This is a genomic window from Stackebrandtia nassauensis DSM 44728 (assembly GCF_000024545.1).
GTDB classification, from domain to species: domain Bacteria; phylum Actinomycetota; class Actinomycetes; order Mycobacteriales; family Micromonosporaceae; genus Stackebrandtia; species Stackebrandtia nassauensis.
In genome coordinates, this window is sequence record NC_013947.1 from 937009 (window position 1) to 955495 (window position 18487).

The following is an 18487-nucleotide window of genomic DNA, read 5'->3' on the forward strand; positions in this document are numbered from 1 at the left end:
CAAAGCTCACACGTCGAGGACGATCCGCGCGCCCCGGGCGCGGGAGACACAAGGGTAGATCACGTCGACGCGGTCCCGCTCGTGCGGTTGCAGCACGTCGTCGCGGTGCTCGGGGACGCCGTCGAGGACCCGGGTGCGGCAGCTGCCGCAGATCCCGTCCTCACAGGACAGATCGATGGCGGGGTTGACGCGCTGGATCGCAGTCAGCAGCGTTTCGTGTTCGGCGACCTCGACGGTGGCGTCGCTGTCGGCCAGCTCGGCGGTGAAGGCCGTGTTGGGGGCGGTTTCGCGTTGGCTGGCGGCGAAGCGTTCCAGGTGCAGGCTGCCGTGGGGGCGGTGGGCGGCCACGGCGAGTTCGACCGCGTTGAGCATGGTCTCGGGGCCGCAGCTGTAGACGGCGACCGACTCCGACGTGTCGCGCAGCAGCGCGGTGAGGTCGGGGCGGGCGTGGGTGTCGGCGGGCAGCAGCCGGACGCGGGAGCCGAAGCGGGTGGCCAGTTCGGAGGCGAAGGCCATACGGGACAGTGACGCTCCACGGTAGACGAGCTTCCAGTCGGCTCGTGCGGCGTCGAGGTGTTCGATCATGGGCAGGAACGGGACGATGCCGATGCCGCCCGCGACGAACAGGTAGGACGACGCGTCGGTGAGCGGGAAGTTGTTGCGGGGGCCGCGAAGTCGCAGCGCGGAGCCCCGGCGGAGGTCGTGGATCTCTATGGAACCGCCCCGGCCGTCGGGCTCGCGCAGTACCGCGACGTGGTAGGTGTCCTGTTGGGACGGATCGCCGTACAGTGAGTACTGGCGGACCTTGCCGGACGGGAGCACGAGGTCGATGTGGGCGCCGGGGGCCCAGTGCGGCAGTGGTGAGCCGTCGGCGGCGCGCAGGGTCACGGCGGCGGTGTCGTCGGCGATGAGACGGGTGTCGGCCACGACGGCGGCGAGCTCGGTCGCGGGAACGCTTGCGGCCGTGGGCAAGTCACTCGCCGTCGCGGGAACGCTCGCGGCCGTAGGTGAGGCGTTCGGCGTCGTGGGAACGCTTGTGGCCGTTGGTGAGGCGCTCGCCGCGGAAGCCGCCGCCGTTGTCGCGGCTGGTGCCGTCGCCGCGACGGGGACGGTTCGGGCCGCCGCGCGGCGCTGGCGGGCCTGCTCCAGTTGGCGGCGGCCCCGACGGGTGCGGCCGCCGGGTTTGTACAGCGACAGCAGCATCGCGGCCGCCAGGCTCAGCGTCGAGACCCCGAAGCTCCAGAACACCGCTTCGGCGGCGCCGTCGATCTGGGAGACCGTGCCGCCGGTCTCGGCGAGCCGGGTCGCCTGGGCGGCGGCGCTTTCCAGCATCGGGTGCATGTAACCGAAGGCGCCGAACAGGATCACCAGCGGAATGAAGAACTTGATCGCCACCCACCAGTAGCGCATCAGCCCCCAGGCCGTGGTCAGGCCGAGCGCGATGCCCGCCAGCGAGGCCGCGAAGTTCGCGTTGGGGAGCAGCGTCATGTCGAACACGACCAGGAGTTCGTAGGACACCCTCGCCGCCTCGATGCCCGTTGTGGTCATCGCGATGACCGACACGAGCACGAACGTGACACCGACGCCCAGCCAGATCGCCGAGGTGATCACATGCGTCGCCAGCAAGGCTTTGCGGGCTCGTGGCCCGATCTGGCCCGCGAGCAGGGCCAGGGCCGGTATCGACACCCAGGTGCTGAACATCGCGAGGATGTCGCCGATGACGAAGGCGTTGACCATCGTCACCAGCGCCTGGCCCCACGCGAGGGTCAGGATGACGGCGCGGGGGGTGCGCGGGCGCCAGGTGGCCAGGACCGCGACCACGGCGGTGAGGGCGGCGGTCGCGTACCAGGCGGGTACCCGGGCGTCGGGGAACGTCGGCGGGAACAGTGGCGGCAGTTGCGAAAGCAGCAGTGCCAGTCCGGTGTAGACGAATTGGATGACGCGGGCGGCGCGACTGTGGCCGCCGGACGGCGTTGGCATTCTCGTGGCTCCTCAGACAATGAGTCGAACTCGATTAGTCGATATCGACTAAAAGTCTGGACGGCGAGCTCCGCAGCGGCAATACGGGTTTGCCCGGAGAAATCCCTTAGGGGCCAAGCCAACCAAGCCAAGCCAGCCAAAGCCAGAGCGAAGGAGCGGGGCACAGGGGCGGCACGGCCAGCACGAAAACGGCCCCGCGTCCGAGAAGACGCGGGGCCGTACGGTTACGGGTTTCGGGGGACTACAGGCGGTCCAGCCACTCGCCCTCGCCGAGCTCGTGCAGCAGACCCACGTAGCGCTGGATCTTCACCTGGTCGCGCTTGCCGACGGCGGCCAGCAGCGCGAAGTAGTTCAGCGAGTTGAGGAACTCCTGGTCGGTGACCTGCGCGTTGGGCGCGTCCAACCGGGCGTCGAAGTTCGAGTTCGGGACGCGCCATTCGCCGTAGTTCTCGTCCAGGTAGCGCTCCGGCGGGTCCGGGACGAACTGCGGCTTGCCCAGGAAGTCGACCGTGGTCAGGTCGAACGGGGAGTTCCACCAGCGGGTGGCGGTCCCGTCGTGCCAGATCTTGCCGTCCGCCTCGTCCTTGTAGTGCGGGAAGACGTCGATCATCATCCCGTTCTCGTGGTTGATGCGCAGCCGGTCGGTGTTGAAGTCGATCTTGCGGACGTTGAAGTCCAGCGACCGGTCGAAGGCGTGCTCCAGGTCGTAGGGCGAGATCTCCGTGGTGAAGAAGCCCAGGTCGATGTCCTTGTCCCAGGAGATGAAGCCGCCGTCGCGCACCAGACCCAGCAGGGTGCCCGAGATCAGGAAGCCACGGACGCCGAGCTTCTCGAACTCGGCGTTGAGCTGCGCCAGCGCCACCGTCGCCTTCGACTCGAACGCGTCGGCGTCGGGGGTGGAACGGCGGGCCTTGATCTGCTTGACCGCGTTGTGCTTCATCCGGCCCAAACGGCGACGCAGCCTGCGGCCGCGCAGCGCCTGCAACACGATCGCCTTGCGCAGCAGCGCCCGGCACTCGGCGTGCTCACCGGCGACGCTGGCGGCGCGGGCCACCGTGGTCAGCATCGGCAGCACCTTGTGGCAGCCGCGCGGGCTGTCCCACCACAGCGCCCGGATCGGCTCGTAGTCCTCGGGCTTCTCCATCAGCGAACGCAGTTCCGACCACAGCCGGGCGTAGCGCCACAGGCCGGAACGGATCGCCGTGACCAGCAGGTCCTTGGCGCCGTCGCGGTCTCCCGAGGCCCGGACCTTCTTCGCCTCGGCCAGCACACTGGCGGCCAGTTGCTCGCGCTCGGGCGGAGTCTCCGGCATTACCTCGGGAAGAACTGCTGACACGGTGGCACTTTCTCTCATCGTCGTCATGATGCGGTCACCGTCCTGGCCAGCGCTTCCTCACCAGCGCTGCGCAGGTCGGCGGCGGCTCCGGTCCGGTCGCCATTGGTGAGTTTCTTATACCCTCGCCGAATGTAGTGCAGTTTCAGATACTCCGGCCAGGTCGTCTCCACGTTGGGAGCGTCCTTGCTGTCGAAGGCGTCGAAGCCCGGGTAGGGCGTGCGCCAGTCGCCGTAGTTCTCGGTGAGGTAGTTGTCGATGGTCGCGGGCAGCGGCAGGTTCAGGCCCTCGAACTCGCGCCGCTTGATCTCGAAGGGCGAGTTGCCCCAGCGGACGAACACCGCGTCGTGCCACATCTTGTCGCCGTCGCGGTAGAACCGGAAGATGTCGATCGGTGAGCCGCCCCGGTGCTTGAGCCCGACCTTCTTGGTGTGCGGGTGCACCACGTCGAAGTCGAAGCGCGGGTTCTTCGCGAACAGCTTGATCAGGGCGTCCTGGTCGAAGTCCTCCTCGAAGACCCCGACGTCGATGTCGTTGTCGGCCGACAGCGGACGGCCCTGCCGCTCCAGGCCCAGCGCGGTACCGGCGGCGATGAAGTACGGCACCCCGGCCCCGTCCAGCGCCCGGTGCAGGTCCTCGAACGCGGCCCAGGGGCTCTTGCCCTCCAGGCTGGAGTCGACGATCGGGTTGTCGACAGCGATGCCGTCGACGATCAGCTGGATGCCACGGCTGTACAGCTCACACGCCCGCTCGACCTCGCCCGCGCGGGCGGCGGCGGTGGCCAGCTGGCGCAGCGCCTTGTGCAGGTCGGTGGGGTCCTCGTGCGGCAGCGAGTCCCAGGCCTCCTGGAGCCGTCCGTACTGGGCGGCCGAGTCGCACATCTTCGCCACGGCCCACAGCACCTCGCCGGTGCGCGGGAACCGCTTCAGCGCCACCACCGCGGCGGCGTCGGCCTCGTCGCGCGGCAGCACCCGGTAGCCGTAGGTGATCATCCGGGCGACGCAGCCCGCGTGCGAGGGTTGCAGCATCCGGCCGTTGCGGGCGCACTCGAGCGCCTCCTCGTAGCGGCCGTAGTAGGCGTGGAAGTCGGCGTGCAAGGCTTGCAGCCCAGGCGATTCCGGGAAACGACCGTCGAGGGCGGCCAGCGTGTCCGTCAGCAGTTCGTCGGCTCCGGCCCGAAACACCGCGCGGGCCGCGACCAGCGCCACCGACAGATATCGGGTGGGGATCCCGCCCGAGGCGCGGATGAACCTGGTGATCTCCTCCTGGTTGGAGTTCTGACCCAGATACTTCAGCGCCGCGTAGGTGCGGGCCGCGCCCGAGGGCATGGCCCGGTAAACGGGGGCGCGGCTGAGAACCCGAACGACGGTCTGCTTGGTGGAGAAGGCCATGAATCGATTTTCCTCGAATCTGCTGGGAATTGCCTGGGTGTCGCACGCTCCGTTGCGCTAGTGCCTAAAAGGTTTCGTTGGCGCGGGCGAGATCCTCGGCGAAGTCCACCTCGATGACGGGGTGGCGGGAGATGTCGAGGGCTTCGACCTTCATGCCGTCCTTGGCGATGGCCAGTTCCAGCCCGCGTTCAAAGTAGTCCTGCGCGTCGCATTCGTCCAGACGCCTGGCCAGCAGAGCCCGGTCGCCGGACGAGATGAAGTTTATGCCGACCGCCTCGCCGAGCGCGCCGGAGGCGACGACCTTGGACAGCTCGGCGATGTAACCGTCGGAGTCGAGGGTGTACTTGACCTCTTCCTCGGCCACCGATTCGGTGTTGACGCACACGAAGGAGCGGTCCATCGCGATGTGGGGCAGCAGGTCGTCCAGCACGGCCTCGTCGAAGACGACGTCGCCGTTGAGCCACAGCACGCCACCGGGACCGGTGATGGTGAGGGCCTTGAGCAGGGACTTGGACGTGTTGGTGTCGCCGTAGTCCTGGTTGTAGATGAAGCCGACGTCCGGCGCCGCCTCCATGATCATCTCTTTCTTGAAGCCGACGACGAGGTGAATGGAGTGACGGCTGAAGCGTGAGGTCAGGTGGCGCAGCGCCCGGTGCAGAATCGTCTCGCCGTCGGAAAGCGGCGTGAGCGGTTTGGGGTGCGGGCGCCCCAGCCGCGAGCCGACCCCGGCGGCGAGAATGACGATATTGGTTGCCACGGAATCTCCTCCAGAAAAATGGTGGGTGCGGTGGTAAGGATGGTGGTTTCGGATGGCAAGGGGCGAACCGCCAAACGCCGAGCGACTATACCACCGGCGCCGGGAACGTTTATCGGACGATGATTCGCGCCCGTTACCTACTTGTTGGTTAGCCGTAACCCACGTGACCTATGTGATGTCGATCCGGTACGCCCCCGGGGCCGGGTAGCAGGTACGGAACACCGGTTCGGGGAAGTCGCGTTCCACGGCGCTGGTGGCGATCGCGTCGCACACGGCCTCGGCGTCGTCCTCGCCGACGATCGCGATGACGCTGCCGCCGAAGCCGCCGCCGGTCATGCGGGCGCCCACCGCCCCGGCCCGCAGCGCGGCGGCGACCAGGTGGTCGATCTCGGGGACCGTGATCTCGTAATCGACCATCATGGACTGATGTGACTCGTTGAAGAGGTAACCCAACAGCAGCGGGATGTCCTCGGCCCCGGCCCGCAGCACCTCGGCCGCGTCGCGCACCCGGTGGTTCTCGGTGACGATGTGCCGCACCCGGCGCCGCAGCACCAGGTCGGGCAGGTCGAAATAGGAGTGGTCGCCGACGTCGCGCAGGCTCTCGACGCCCAACAGCGCCGCGGCCCGTTCGCAGTCGCGGCGCCGGTCGGCGTACTCGTTGTCGACGTGCCGGTGCGGGGCCCGGGAGTCGATGAGCAGCATCCGGTAGCCGGTGCCCTCCAGGTCGAAGGGGAGTTCCTCAATGGACTGCGTGCGGCAGTCCATGAACAGCGCGTGGTTCTCGCGCGACATCAGCGAGGCGGTCTGGTCGAGGATGCCGGTGGGCACGCCCACGTACTCGTTCTCGGCGCGCTGCGCGGCCAGCACCGCGCGCCGGGGCTCCAGGTCTACCTCATATATGTCACACAACGCGCCCAGCACCGCCATCTCCAGCGCCGCCGAGGACGAGACCCCGGCGCCCACCGGCACGTCCGAGACGATGGCGATCCGGGCGCCGCCGATCTCGACGGCCTCGTGCTCGCGCAGCGACCACACGATCCCGGCCACGTACGCCGACCAGTCGGTCACGGCGTCGGCCGGACGGTCCTTGCCGCCGACGCGGCCCAGCCCGAAGGTGGAGGTCTGCGGGATGCCGTCGGAGTGCACCCGCCAGGTGGGGCTGCCCGCCTTGGAAACCGCCGCCACCGTGTAATACGGGATGGCGTGCGGCAGCACGAAACCGTCGTTGTAGTCGGTGTGTTCGCCCAGCAGGTTGATCCGGCCGGGCGCGGCCCACACGGCGTCGGGGTCGCCGCCGAACCGCAGCCGGAAGACCTCGCGCGCCCGCTTGACGAGGTCATCCATGCCGGTAGAACTCCCACGCGTCGGCGATGATGTCGTCCAGCGACGGCTTCTCGGGGCGCCAGCCCAGTTCGGCGGCGGCCTTGGCGCTGGAGGCGACGAGCGTGTCGGGGTCGCCGGGGCGACGCGGCGCGGGCTTGAACGGCACGGTCAGTCCGGTCACCCGCTCCACGGCCGCGATGACCTCGCGGTTGGAGAAGCCGTTGCCGTTGCCCAGGTTGTAGATCTGGTGCTCGCCCGGCTGCTGGTTCGCCAGCGCCAGCAGGTGGGCCCGCGCCAGGTCGGCGACGTGGATGTAGTCGCGCACGCAGGTGCCGTCCGGGGTGTCGTAGTCCTCGCCGTACAGCTTCAGCGCGCCGCGGTCACCGTTGGCGGCGGCCAGGATCAGCGGGATCAGGTGGGTCTCGGGGTCGTGGCGCTCGCCGTGCCAGACGCCGGACGCGTCCTTCCAGGCCCCGGCCACGTTGAAGTACCGCAGACTGACCGCGGCGATGTCGAAGGCGGTGCAGTAGTTGGTGATGGCGTAGTCGGCGGCCAGTTTGTTGGCGCCGTAGGTACTGGTCGGCCGGGTGATCGCGTTCTCGGTCGCGGGCAGTTCGGAGGGGTTGCCGTACACCGACGCCGAGGACGAGAACACGAGCGACCTCACACCGGCGGCGTGCATCGCGTTCAGCAGCGACAGCGTGCCGACGACGTTGACGTCCCAGTAGATGTCGGGCTTCGCCATGGATTCGCCGTTGGCGATGTAGCCCGCGAAGTGCAGTACCCCGTCGAAGCTGTCGTCCAGGACCTCGGCGGCCTCGTGGATCCGGCCGCGCACCACCGTGGCGCCCGCCGGGATTCCGGTGTCGCCGTTGGTGGACAGGTCGTCGAGCACGACGACCTCGTGCCCGGCTTCCAGCAGCATCGTCGCGACGACGGATCCGACGTAACCGGCTCCGCCGGTGACCAGGTACTTCACAATGCCTCCCGCAGCATTCTCGCCGCCTCTTCCGGCGGTACATCGTTGACAAAGGCCCCCATCGCCGATTCGGAACCGGCGAGGTACTTGAGCTTTCCGGGTGCGCGCCGGATGCTGAACAAGCGTAGATGCGTGTAGGACAGGTCCCGGTCGGCGCGCACCGGGCCCTGGTACCACGCCGAGATGTACGGCAGTGGCGAGTCGAACAGGGCATCGAAGCGGCGCAACACATCCAGGTACACCGGCGCGAAGCTGTCACGGTAACCGCCGGGCAGCTCGGTCAGGTCGGCGGCCCGCGTGTGCGGGTACAGGTGGACCTCGAAGGGCCACCGCGCCGCGACCGGCACGAACGCGGTCCAGTGCTCGCCGGTGGCGACGATCCGGGTGCCCTCGGCGCGTTCGGCGGCCAGCGTCTCGGCGAACAGGTTGCCGCCGCCGTTGTCACGGTGCCGACGCGCCACCGCGAGCATTTTGGCCAGATCCGGTGCCACGTACGGGAAGCCGTAGATCTGACCGTGCGGGTGGTGCAGGGTCACGCCGATCTCCTCGCCCCGGTTCTCGAAGCAGAAGACCTGCTCGATGTCGTCTCGGCGCGACAGTTTCGCGGTGCGGTCGATCTGCGCGTCCAGCACCAGCCGGGCCCGGGTCGGGCTCAGTTCCGCGAACGAGGAGCCGTGGTCGGAGGTGAAGCACACGACCTCGCAGCGTCCGGCGGCCGGAGGGTGCGGCTGGTGCGGGTCGGCGGCGGTCCGGCCCCCGAAGGACGGGAACCGGTTCTCGAACACGGCCACGTCGTAGGACGGCGCCGGGATCTCGGTCAGGTTGTCGTCAGTGGACGGACACAGCGGGCACCGGTTGGTGGCGGGCAGCACCGGCCGGGTCTGACGGGCGGCGGCAACGGCCACCCACTCGTCGCGCAGCACGTCGTGGCGCAGCTGCGCGGCGGTCGACCGGGGCGGCAGGTCCCGCTTGTCCGCGAAGGAATCCCGCCCCGAACCGGGGTGCTCGTCGTAGTAGAACAGCTCGCGGCCGTCGGCCAGCCGGGTCAGTGTGGGTTCGGTGGTGGATGGGGTCACCGGTTGTCCTCTCCGGCGATGATCAGCTGCCCGACCGCTTCGCGAAGCGCGGCCCGCGCCTCCTCCGGCAGACCGGCGTCGGTCACCAGCACGTCGGCGTCGTCGGGGCAGGCGATGGTGCGGATGCCGACGATCTCCCACTTGGTGGAGTCGGCGACCACGACCAGCTTGCGGGCGGCGGCGATCAGCGCCTTGTCGGTCTCGGACTCCATCAGGTTCGGGGTGGTGAAACCGGCGGTGGCGTTGACACCGTGGACGCCGAGGAACAGCGTGTCCACATTGATGGACTTGAGGGACGCGACCGCGAACGGCCCGACCAGCGCGTCGGAGGGGGTGCGGATGCCGCCGGTGAGGATCACCGTCTGGTCGCCGCGTCCGGAACGGTAGAAGACGTCGGCGACCGGCACCGAGTTGGTGACGACGGTCAGCCCGGCGACGCCCACGAGGTGGTGGGCCAGCGTCCAGGTCGTGGTGCCGCCGGACAGCGCGATGGCCTGGCCCGGGGTCACGAGTTTGGCCGCGGCGGCGGCGATGGCCTCCTTGGCCTCTTTCTGCCGCACCGACTTGGCGGCGAAGCCCGGTTCGTCGGTCGACCCGATGTCGACCGCCGTTGCTCCACCGTGGACTTTTGATACGAGGCCGCGATCGGCGAGGGTCTCCAGATCCCGGCGGATCGTCATGTCCGAGACACCGAACTCCTCGACGAGTTCGGCGACCCGGACGGCGCCATGGCTTCGGACGCGTTCGGCGATCACAGCCTGGCGCTGCTGGGCCAACATGGCTACTCCTGGTTTCGGCTGTCCCGCAACGGCTCAGGCGCAGCCGGGCAGCCTCTTCGGCTTTCGTCGTGCCGCGACCGGCTGAGGGATGACCGGCGCGGAAGTCGATCATAAACGCACATGACCAAACATGCCAGCGTGGGTTCTCGACTGTGTCGCACAACAAGCTACCGACATCGACCCCACTCGCGATCGGGCCGCAAGACCCCTACCTGACAGATAAATCGCTGAACGGCAGGTCAAGCGGGCACACGTCGAGGGGCTACGGCAGAATTGGGCCCATGACGTCCACCGAGCCCGCGACCGAGGCCGTCCGGCGCCCCCGGGTGCTGTCCGGAATCCAGCCGACGGCCGACTCATTCCACCTCGGGAACTACCTGGGGGCGTTGCGGAACTGGGTCGCCATGCAGGACACACACGATGCCTTCTACTGTGTCGTCGACCTGCACGCGATCACCGTCGACCACGACCCGAAACTGTTGCGCAAGCGCAGCCGGATCGCCGCGGCGCAGCTGTTGGCCGTCGGGATCGACCCGGCCCGCTCCACCCTGTTCGTCCAGTCGCAGGTGCCCGAGCACCCGATGCTGTCGTGGATCCTGGAGTGCCACACCGGTTTCGGTGAGGCCGGGCGGATGACCCAGTTCAAGGACAAATCCGCCAAGAACGAACGCGTCTCGGTGGGACTGTTCACCTACCCGATCCTGCAGGCCGCCGACATCCTGCTGTACCGCGCCGACGCCGTCCCGGTCGGCGAGGACCAGCGGCAGCACCTGGAGTTGTCGCGCGACCTGGCACAGCGCTTCAACACCAAGTACGGCAACGTCTTCACCGTCCCCGAGGCCCACATCATCAAGGCCACCGGGACGATCCAGGACCTCACCGAACCGGCCCGCAAGATGTCGAAGTCGAACTCGCAGCCCGCGGGCATCATCGACCTGCTGGACGACCCGAACCGGATCCGCAAGAAGATCAAGTCCGCCGTCACCGACACCGGCCGCGAGATCGTCTTCGACCCGGAGAACAAGCCCGGCGTCTCCAACCTGCTGACGATCTACTCGTCGCTCACCGAGACCTCGATCGAGGAACTGCAGAACCGCTACGCCGACTCCGGCTACGGCGACTTCAAGAAGGACCTCGCCGAGATCGTCGCCGACTTCTGCGCCCCGATCGCGCAGCGCACCAAGTCGTACCTCGACGACACCGCCGAGCTGGACAAGATCCTGCTGGCCGGTGCCGAGAAGGCGCACTCCGTCGCCGCCCACACCCTCGCGCGGGTCTACCGCAAGATGGGCTTCCGAGAACCGGTAAGGGACTAGGTGAGCGCCGTGCTGACCGTTGGTGTCGCCATCCCGATCCCCGATCCCTGGGGCCAGCGTCTCGACGCCGCCCGCGCTCGCACCGGCGATCCGCAGGCCGTCCACGTGCCCAGCCACGTCACGCTGCTGGGTCCCACCGAGATCGACCCGGAGCGGCTCGACGAGGTGGAGAAGCACCTGGCGGCCGCGGCCGTCGGCGCCCGCCCGTTCACGCTGCACCTGCGCGGCACCGGCACCTTCCGGCCGGTGACCGAGGTGGTGTTCGTCGCGGTGGTGGCGGGCATCAGCGAGTGCGAGAAGCTGGAGGCCGCGGTGCGGTGCGGGCCGTTGGCCAAGGAGCTGAACTACCCGTACCACCCGCACGTGACCGTCGCCCACGGCGTCGAGGCCGAGGCCCTGGACGCGGTGTTCGCCGAGATGTCGGAGTTCGAGGCCCGCTTCGAGGTGGACGGCTTCGTCCTGTACACCCACGACAGCGACCTGACCTGGCGTCCGCGCACCACCTTCGGCTTCGAGGGCTGACCTGACCCGAGCGCGGCGGGGATAGGACACAATGGTCCGGTGAAGTTCCCAGACGTGGAGGCGATGTTCGACCGGGCCGTGCTGTGGCTGCGCAGGAAGTCGAAGCGGTTCGACCACTTCTGGCTGGCGCAGGAGCGCTTCTTCGCGGTCGACGCGGGGCGGCTGTCGGCGGCGATCTCGTACTACGCGTTCTTCGCCGCGTTCTCGCTGGCACTGCTGGCGCTGTCGGTGTTCGGCTTCCTGCTGAAACTGCCGCGGCTGTACACGATCGTCGAGGACTGGCTCAAGGAGAACCTGCCGATCATCGGCGTCGAGACGATCGCCGAATCGGCCCCCACGGTGGGAATGATCGCGCTGGGGGCGCTGGTCATCACCGGGGTCAGCTGGGTGCAGACGATCCGCACCTCGATCCGGGCGGTGTGGCTGCTGGAACAGGAACCCGGCAACCCGATCCTGCGCTGGATCATCGACCTGCTGGTCCTGATCGCGCTGGGCATCCTGCTGGTCGGGACGCTGGCGATCACCGCCGTGGCCGAGGTGGCGCTGGCCTGGCTGGGCGACGGCAACGACAACAAGGCCCTGTCCACGGCCATCTACTACGGCGGGACGGTCGTGGGCATCGTCGTCAACACCGTGCTGGTCGCGGCGCTGTTGTCGGCGCTGCCGCGGCTGGCGCTGCCGTTCAAACGGATCGTCTACCCGGCGCTGTGGGTGGCGATCGGCCTGGAGGGCCTCAAGACCCTCGGCAGCATCTACATCAAGAGCGCCGCCCACCGTCCCGCGTACCAGGCGGTCGGCACCGCGGTGGGTCTGCTGATCTTCCTGTACCTGTTCAACAACATGTTGATGTTCGCCTCGGCGTGGACGGCCACCAGTGAGCGCGGCAAGGCCATCGATCTGGCGGTGAGGGAACGCAAACGCATCCACACCGACGAACTCGAGCGTGTACACAAAGAGGACTGAGGCGTAAATCGGTACGCGTGTCGTCCCAGGGGGTGGACAAATGGCACGTTTCGGCGAGGCAGACTGTCGGTTCCGTTGGCTATAAACGGAACCATGGCCCGTGACGTTTCGCGTTCGGCCGGTTCGGGGACTGTCGACATTCGGGTACTCGGATCCGTCGAAGTGAGAATCGAAGAAACTGTAGTTGACATAGGACATACGAGGCAGCGCGCCGTGCTGGCGATCCTCGCCGCCCGGGTGGGGGCCGTGGTCTCGATCGCGCACCTGACCGAACAGCTGTGGCGCGACGATCCGCCGCAGCGCGCCCGCGCCACCCTGTACAGCTACCTGTCGCGGCTGCGCAAGATCTTCGCGGCCACGGCGGTGTCGATCCGGCGCCGCTCCGGCGGCTACCTGCTGGAGGCCGACCCGTTGACAGTGGACGTGAACCGGTTCCGGGAGCTGGTGTCCCGGGCCCGCGACGGCGGTGACCTCGCCGACTGGGACGCGGCGATGGCGCTGTGGCGCGGCGAACCGTTCGCGGAACTCGACGTCCCGGAGCTCGACAACCTGCGGACCACTTTGGACGCGGAACACTTCGCGGCGGTGCTGGACCGCAACGACGCGCTGCTGCGGCGCGGTGAGCACACCCGGGCGCTGCCGGAACTGCACGAACTCGCCGAACGCTCCCCCTGGGACGAGCGCCTGGCCGGGCAGCTGATGCTGGCCCTGTACCGCTGTGGCCGGCCGAGCGAGGCGCTGGACCACTATCGACGGTTGTCGACCCGGCTGATCACCGAACGCGGCGTCGAGCCCGGCCCGGAACTGTCGGCGCTGCACCGCGAGATCCTCAACGACGCCCCGAGCCTGCGCGCCTCGTCGCCCGACGAGCGCGACGGCGGGCCCGTACCGGTACCGCCCCGCGACCGGACGACGGTGACGCCGCGCCAGCTGCCCGGGGACATGCCCGGATTCACCGGACGGCAGACCCACCTCGACCAGCTCGACCGGCTGCTGGCGGGCGGCGACCGCACCATCGTCGTCTCCGGAACCGCGGGCGTCGGGAAGACCTCGCTGGCGGTGCACTGGGCCCACCGGGTCGCCGAGCGGTTCGGCGAGGGCCAGCTGTACCTGAACCTGCGCGGCTTCGACCCCGAGGCCGAACCGCTGTCGGCCGCCGACGCGATCCTGGCCTTCCTCGACGCGCTCGGCGTCCCCGGACCCCGGGTGCCGCCCGGCATCGAGGCCCAGACGGCCCTGTACCGCAGTCTGGTCGCCGAACGGGAACTGCTGGTGCTGCTGGACAACGCCCGCGACGCCGAGCAGGTCCGGCCGCTGTTGCCCGGCGGCGATCGTTGCCTGACCCTCGTCACCAGCCGCAACCGGCTGGCCGGGCTCGTCGCCACCGAGGGCGCCCGGCCGGTCGCGCTCGGCGAGATGTCGGAACTGGAGGCCCGGGTCCTGCTGCGGGCCCGGCTCGGCTCCGAACGCGTCGACGCCGAAACCGAGGTCGTCACCGCACTGATCCAGCACTGCGGCGGACTGCCGCTGGCGCTGTCGATCGCGGCGGCCCGCGCCGAGGTGGACCCGGCCGCGTCGCTGGCGCCGTTGCTGCGCCAGCTGGCCACCGCCGGCGGCGACTTCCTCACCCTGGACGACGCCGACCCGAAAACCAGTGTCCGCAGTGTGTTCTCGTGGTCCTATCGTTGCCTGAGCCCGGAAGCGGCGCGGCTGTTCCGGCGGCTCGGCATCCACCCCGGACCCAGCGTCTCGGTGACCGCCGCGGCGAGCCTGCTCGGCGAGTCCGTCGACGGGACACTCTCGTCCCTGGAGGAACTGGTCCGCGCCCACCTCATCGACCGCGACCCGTCCGGCCGGTTCACCTTCCACGATCTGCTGCGCGACTACGCCCGCGAACTCGCCGCCGACACCGATCCCGAACCGGACCGGCACGCGGCCGTCACCCGACTGCTCGACCAGTACCTCCACGGTGCCCGCGCGGCCTGGATGCTGTGGGACAACCGCCGCAGCGCCTACCGGCTGCCCGAACCCGCGCCCGGAACCACACTGGACGCGATGTCCACCGCCGAGGACGGTCAGGCCTGGTTCAACGCCGAGGAAACAGTCCTTATCGGACTCGTGATGCTGGCCCATCGCGACGGCCACGACGCCCACGCCTACCGCATGGTCCGGGCGATGGAACGGCCGCTGGAATGGCGCGGCCGCTGGATCGCCTGGCTGACCTGCCAGCACATCGCCCTGAAGGCCGCCACCCGCTGCGGCGACCTGGCCGCCCAGTCGCATGTCCACATGTTCCTGGGCCACGCGGACCTCCGCCGGGGCCGCTACCCCGAGGCCGAGGACCACTTCGAGCGCGCCATCGAACTGTCGGCGGAAGTTGACGATCACTATGGACTGGCGCAGGCCCACGTCGGGCTCGGCATGACCTTCAAGCGGCAGGACAAAATCGACCTGGCACTCGAACACGAGTATCGCGTCTGCGAGATCTACGAGGCCGAGGGGGGCGTTGAGCCCGGCTACCTGTTCGCGCTCAACAACCTGGGCCGCACCCTCGCCCTGCACGGGGACCACGCCGAGGCGCTTCGCCGCTGCGAACGCGCGCTGGAGCTCGGGGTCGAACACGCGAACCGGCGGGCGATAGCCTCCGCTTTGGACAATCTCGGTTTCGTCCACGCCCAACGCGGCGATTCGCGTACGGCAATCGGCTACTACGAACGCGCCGTGGCCGCGGAACGGGAGTTCGGGAACGCGTTCAACGAGGCCCGGACTCTGATGTCCTACGGTGACGTCCTGTGCGAAGCGGGCGAGACGACCGCCGCCGTCGACCGGTACCGGCGGGCGGTGGCCATCTTCGATCGCCTCGATCCGGACGGAAGCCAGGAGGCCGACGAGGCCCGCGCCAAGCTGAACCTGCTCGGCGGCGGAACCGATGACCCGGTCCTGGAGACCGCAACGGGAGGCGAATCCCGGTGACCTGCGACATCCGGGTGCTGGGCCCGGTGACCGTCGTGAACGCTGGTGAACCCCTCGACCTGGGACATCGTCGGCAACGGACGGTGTTCGCCCTCCTCGCCGCCCAGGTGGGAACCGAGGTCTCGATGTCGTGGCTGGCCGAACAGGTGTGGGAATCACGTCCGCCGCTGCGCGCCCGCGACACCTTGTACACCTATCTGTCCCGGCTGCGCAAGCTCTTGTCCGCTGTGGACGAGGTGGAACTGCGGCGGCGCCGCAACGGTTACCTGCTCGCCGCCGACGCCACCACCGTCGACCTGTGCCGGTTTCGCGACCTGTCCGCGCGGGCGGCGCGCGTCGACGGGCCCGAGGCGCTCGCGTTGCGGCGACAGGCGCTGGGATTGTGGCGGGGCGACGCGTTCGCCGACGTCGCGGCACCGCTGCTCGACACGCTGGGCGCCACATTGGAGTATGAGCGTTTCGGTGTGGAGCTGGAGTTCCATGACGCGCTGTTGCGGGAGGGGCGGGGCACCGAAGCGCTGCCGAGGCTGCGCGACCTCGTCGATGGGAACCCACTGGACGAGCGCCTGGCCGGACAGTACCTGCTCGCCCTGCACGCGAGTGGCGCGACCGACGATGCCCTCGCGTACTTCGAGACCCTGCGGAACCGGCTGCTGGCCGACCGGGGTACCGAACCCGGCGACCGGATCCGGCGCCTGCGTGACGGACTCCGGAACGCCGAGGGCGCCGCCGCGATGCCATCCGCGATGGTGCCCCGGCAGCTACCCGGCGACACCGCGGTCTTCGCCGGTCGTGAAACGGAGCTGGCCCGGCTCGACGCGTTGGCGCTCCACCCCGGCGGCGAGTCCATCGTGGCGATCAGTGGGACCGCCGGGGTCGGCAAGACGACCCTGGCCGTGCGCTGGGCACATCGAGCGGCGAAGCACTTCCCCGATGGACAGTTGTATGTGGACATGCGTGGCTTCGGTCCCTCCGAACGCGTGGTCACCCCGTCCGAGGCGATTCGCGGACTCCTGGCGGGACTCGGTGTTCCCGCCGACCGGATACCGTCCGATTTCGACGCCCAGACGGCGCTGTACCGCGGCCACCTCGCCGGTCGCCGCGTCCTCGTCGTCTTCGACAACGCCCGCGATGCCGCCCAGGTGCGACCGCTGCTGCCCGGCGGGGCGGGTTGCGTGGCGGTGGTGACCAGCCGCAACGCCCTCACCGGGCTGCTGGCCCCCGACGCGGCGGCCTCGCTGACCGTCGACACGATGCCGCTGCCCGACTGCCGGGCCCTGCTGGCCAACCGGATCGGCGCCACCCGGGGCAGTGACCCGGCCGCGACCGACGAGCTCATTGAGGCGTGCGCGCGGCTGCCGCTGGCGCTGAGCATCGTGGCCGCGCGGGCCGTCACCGACGTGAGTCTCACCCCGGCGCGGCTGTCCGCCCAGTTGCGCGACGAGCGAACCAGGCTGGACCACCTCGACGCCGGGGACAACGTGGCCAACGTCAGGGCGGTGTTCTCGTGGTCCTATCGGGCGTTGAGTCCCGAGGCGGCCCGGCTGTTCCGGCTGCTGAGCCTGCACCCGCGCGGCGAGATCTCGGCCGCGGCGGCGGCCAGTCTGGCGGGAACCGATCTCGCCCCTGCCCGCGGCGCACTGTCCGAACTGGTCGACGCCGGGCTGCTGAGCCGCCACGGCGGCGACTTCGGCTTCCACGACCTGCTGTTCGAGTACTCCCGCGGACAGTGCCGCTCCCACGAGACCGCCTCCGCGACCCGGGCGGCGATCACCCGGGTGCTGAACCACTTCGTACGCACCGCGTACGCGGCATCCCGGCTGGCCGGACCATACCGCCGGGCCGTCCCGATCGACGTCTCCTGGGCGGAGTCCGTGACCAGCGAGCTCGGCACCGCCGACGAGGCCCTGGACTGGTTGCGGTCCCGCAAGTCGGTGCTGCTGGCAGGGGTACGGCTGGCCGCCGAACACGGTGTGGACCGCTGCGTCACCGACCTGGCCTGGTCGCTGTCGGACTTCCTCAACCGCAACCGGCACTGCGAGGACGCGGTCGCGGCGCAACGGCTTGCCGTGGCCGCGGCCCACCGGCTCGGCGACCGGGCAGCACTGGCCCGCGCCCACCGCGGCGCGGCCCGCGGGCTCACCGTCCTGGGACACTTCGATGAAGCCGAGCGGGACCTGCGAACCGCCCTCGAACTCTTCGAGGCACTCGACGACGACGGCGGCCGGGCCGATGTCCTGTCGGGCTTCGGTTTCCTGTGCAACCAGCGCGGGGACCACGCCAAGGGTCTAGAGGTCACGATGCGAGCGGTGGAACTGCTCCGCGCGGGCGGACACATCCCCGAGCTGATCCGCGAACTCGGCAACGCCGGTTGGTTCCACGCGCAACTGGGCGACCACGAGGCCGCCATGGCCTACTGCGTCGAGTCGCTGGAACTGGCCGAGCGGGCCGGCGAACTGTCACTGCGCAACGCGCAGTGGAGCAGCCTCGGCTACGTCGCCTTCCGGCAGGGCGACCACCGACAGGCCATCGAGTACTACGAACACGCGCTGGCCCTGGATCGCGGCAGTCAGCAGGACCGGCCCCACGAGGCCGCGACCCTCGCGTACCTGGCACAGGTGCACGAGGCGATCGGCGACCACGATCGGGCCCGGTCCTACCGACGCGAGTCGAGGGCCATCCTGGACGAACTGGGACTGCCGGTCCCGCCCGATCAGCCCTGACCGTTCGGCTCGGCGGCGAAGGCCGTCGCGTGCACGGCGTGCAGCTGTTTGGTCCTGGTGGTCAGGGACGTCGTGAGCGCGGCGGTCACCTCTTCGCCCAGCGCCCGTTCCGTCAGTCCGGCCGCGATGGGCCGGTCGAGGGCCACCAGGATGCCCTTCGACGCGGCCAGTTTCGCGGTGACGGCGCCGCTGGGTGAGTTCGCGCTGGCTTGGATTCGTCTGACTTTCTCCAGGAGTGGCATGGAGTCTTTCCTCGTACGTAGGGAAGTCGAGTGGTCCGACTGTCCCGCCGCCACCTTGCCGATATCTGAAATCCCCAGCTCACCCCCAAATCGGTGGACGAAACCCGCGCCGCCCGGCAGACTGCCCAAC

Annotated in this window: 14 protein-coding genes; 5 read left to right on the forward strand and 9 right to left on the reverse strand. The window is 69.3% G+C overall.

All coding sequences use genetic code 11. The features are described 5' to 3' along the window. Positions 1-6 precede the first annotated feature (6 nt). The 8 genes from SNAS_RS34710 to SNAS_RS04415 all read right to left on the reverse strand — a co-directional run bounded on the left by SNAS_RS34710 (position 7) and on the right by SNAS_RS04415 (position 9618). Positions 7-1980, reverse strand: coding sequence for a PDR/VanB family oxidoreductase (locus tag SNAS_RS34710; RefSeq protein WP_013016170.1), 1974 nt, complete (start codon positions 1978-1980; stop codon positions 7-9). 241 nt (positions 1981-2221) lie between these two features. Continuing rightward, positions 2222-3316, reverse strand: a complete 1095-nt coding sequence (locus SNAS_RS32365) for a LicD family protein (RefSeq protein WP_169313849.1) — start codon at positions 3314-3316, stop codon at positions 2222-2224. A gap of 23 nt (positions 3317-3339) precedes the next feature. Beyond that, positions 3340-4704 carry a LicD family protein gene (locus SNAS_RS32370; RefSeq protein ID WP_013016172.1) on the reverse strand — a complete coding sequence of 455 codons (1365 nt, stop codon included), beginning with the start codon at positions 4702-4704 and terminating at the stop codon, positions 3340-3342. Between the two features lie 64 nt (positions 4705-4768). Continuing rightward, positions 4769-5461: a phosphocholine cytidylyltransferase family protein gene (locus tag SNAS_RS04395; protein WP_013016173.1), complete on the reverse strand. Its 693-nt coding sequence runs from the start codon at positions 5459-5461 to the stop codon at positions 4769-4771. A gap of 168 nt (positions 5462-5629) precedes the next feature. Beyond that, entirely contained in the window at positions 5630-6805 is a 1176-nt protein-coding gene (galK, locus tag SNAS_RS04400; protein ID WP_013016174.1) for a galactokinase, read from the reverse strand. After that, complete coding sequence (gene galE / locus SNAS_RS04405; RefSeq protein ID WP_013016175.1) at positions 6798-7763, reverse strand: UDP-glucose 4-epimerase GalE; 966 nt, start codon at positions 7761-7763, stop codon at positions 6798-6800. The genes galK and galE overlap by 8 nt, the downstream gene beginning before the upstream one ends. Then, a complete protein-coding gene (galT, locus tag SNAS_RS04410) occupies positions 7760-8839 on the reverse strand; it encodes a galactose-1-phosphate uridylyltransferase (protein ID WP_013016176.1) in 1080 nt (359 codons plus the stop codon). Before galT ends, galE begins: the two co-directional genes overlap by 4 nt. Continuing rightward, complete coding sequence (locus tag SNAS_RS04415; RefSeq protein ID WP_013016177.1) at positions 8836-9618, reverse strand: DeoR/GlpR family DNA-binding transcription regulator; 783 nt, start codon at positions 9616-9618, stop codon at positions 8836-8838. Before SNAS_RS04415 ends, galT begins: the two co-directional genes overlap by 4 nt. A 281-nt stretch (positions 9619-9899) precedes the next feature. On the opposite strand from SNAS_RS04415, the gene trpS reads away from it, so the two are divergent. The 5 genes from trpS to SNAS_RS04440 all read left to right on the forward strand — a co-directional run bounded on the left by trpS (position 9900) and on the right by SNAS_RS04440 (position 18115). Further along, entirely contained in the window at positions 9900-10934 is a 1035-nt protein-coding gene (gene trpS / locus SNAS_RS04420) for a tryptophan--tRNA ligase (RefSeq protein WP_013016178.1), read from the forward strand. Further along, entirely contained in the window at positions 10935-11456 is a 522-nt protein-coding gene (locus SNAS_RS04425; RefSeq protein WP_013016179.1) for a 2'-5' RNA ligase family protein, read from the forward strand. A 39-nt stretch (positions 11457-11495) separates the two neighbouring features. Further along, on the forward strand, positions 11496-12419 hold the full coding sequence (locus SNAS_RS04430) for a YihY/virulence factor BrkB family protein (RefSeq protein WP_013016180.1): 924 nt from the start codon (positions 11496-11498) through the stop codon (positions 12417-12419). Between the two features lie 162 nt (positions 12420-12581). Beyond that, complete coding sequence (locus tag SNAS_RS04435) at positions 12582-15392, forward strand: AfsR/SARP family transcriptional regulator (protein ID WP_169313850.1); 2811 nt, start codon at positions 12582-12584, stop codon at positions 15390-15392. Further along, positions 15389-18115: an AfsR/SARP family transcriptional regulator gene (locus tag SNAS_RS04440; protein ID WP_013016182.1), complete on the forward strand. Its 2727-nt coding sequence runs from the start codon at positions 15389-15391 to the stop codon at positions 18113-18115. Before SNAS_RS04435 ends, SNAS_RS04440 begins: the two co-directional genes overlap by 4 nt. Here the strand turns inward: SNAS_RS04440 and SNAS_RS04445 are convergent. After that, a complete protein-coding gene (locus SNAS_RS04445; RefSeq protein ID WP_013016183.1) occupies positions 18106-18357 on the reverse strand; it encodes a hypothetical protein in 252 nt (83 codons plus the stop codon). The genes SNAS_RS04440 and SNAS_RS04445 overlap by 10 nt on opposite strands. Between the last annotated feature and the right edge of the window lie 130 nt (positions 18358-18487).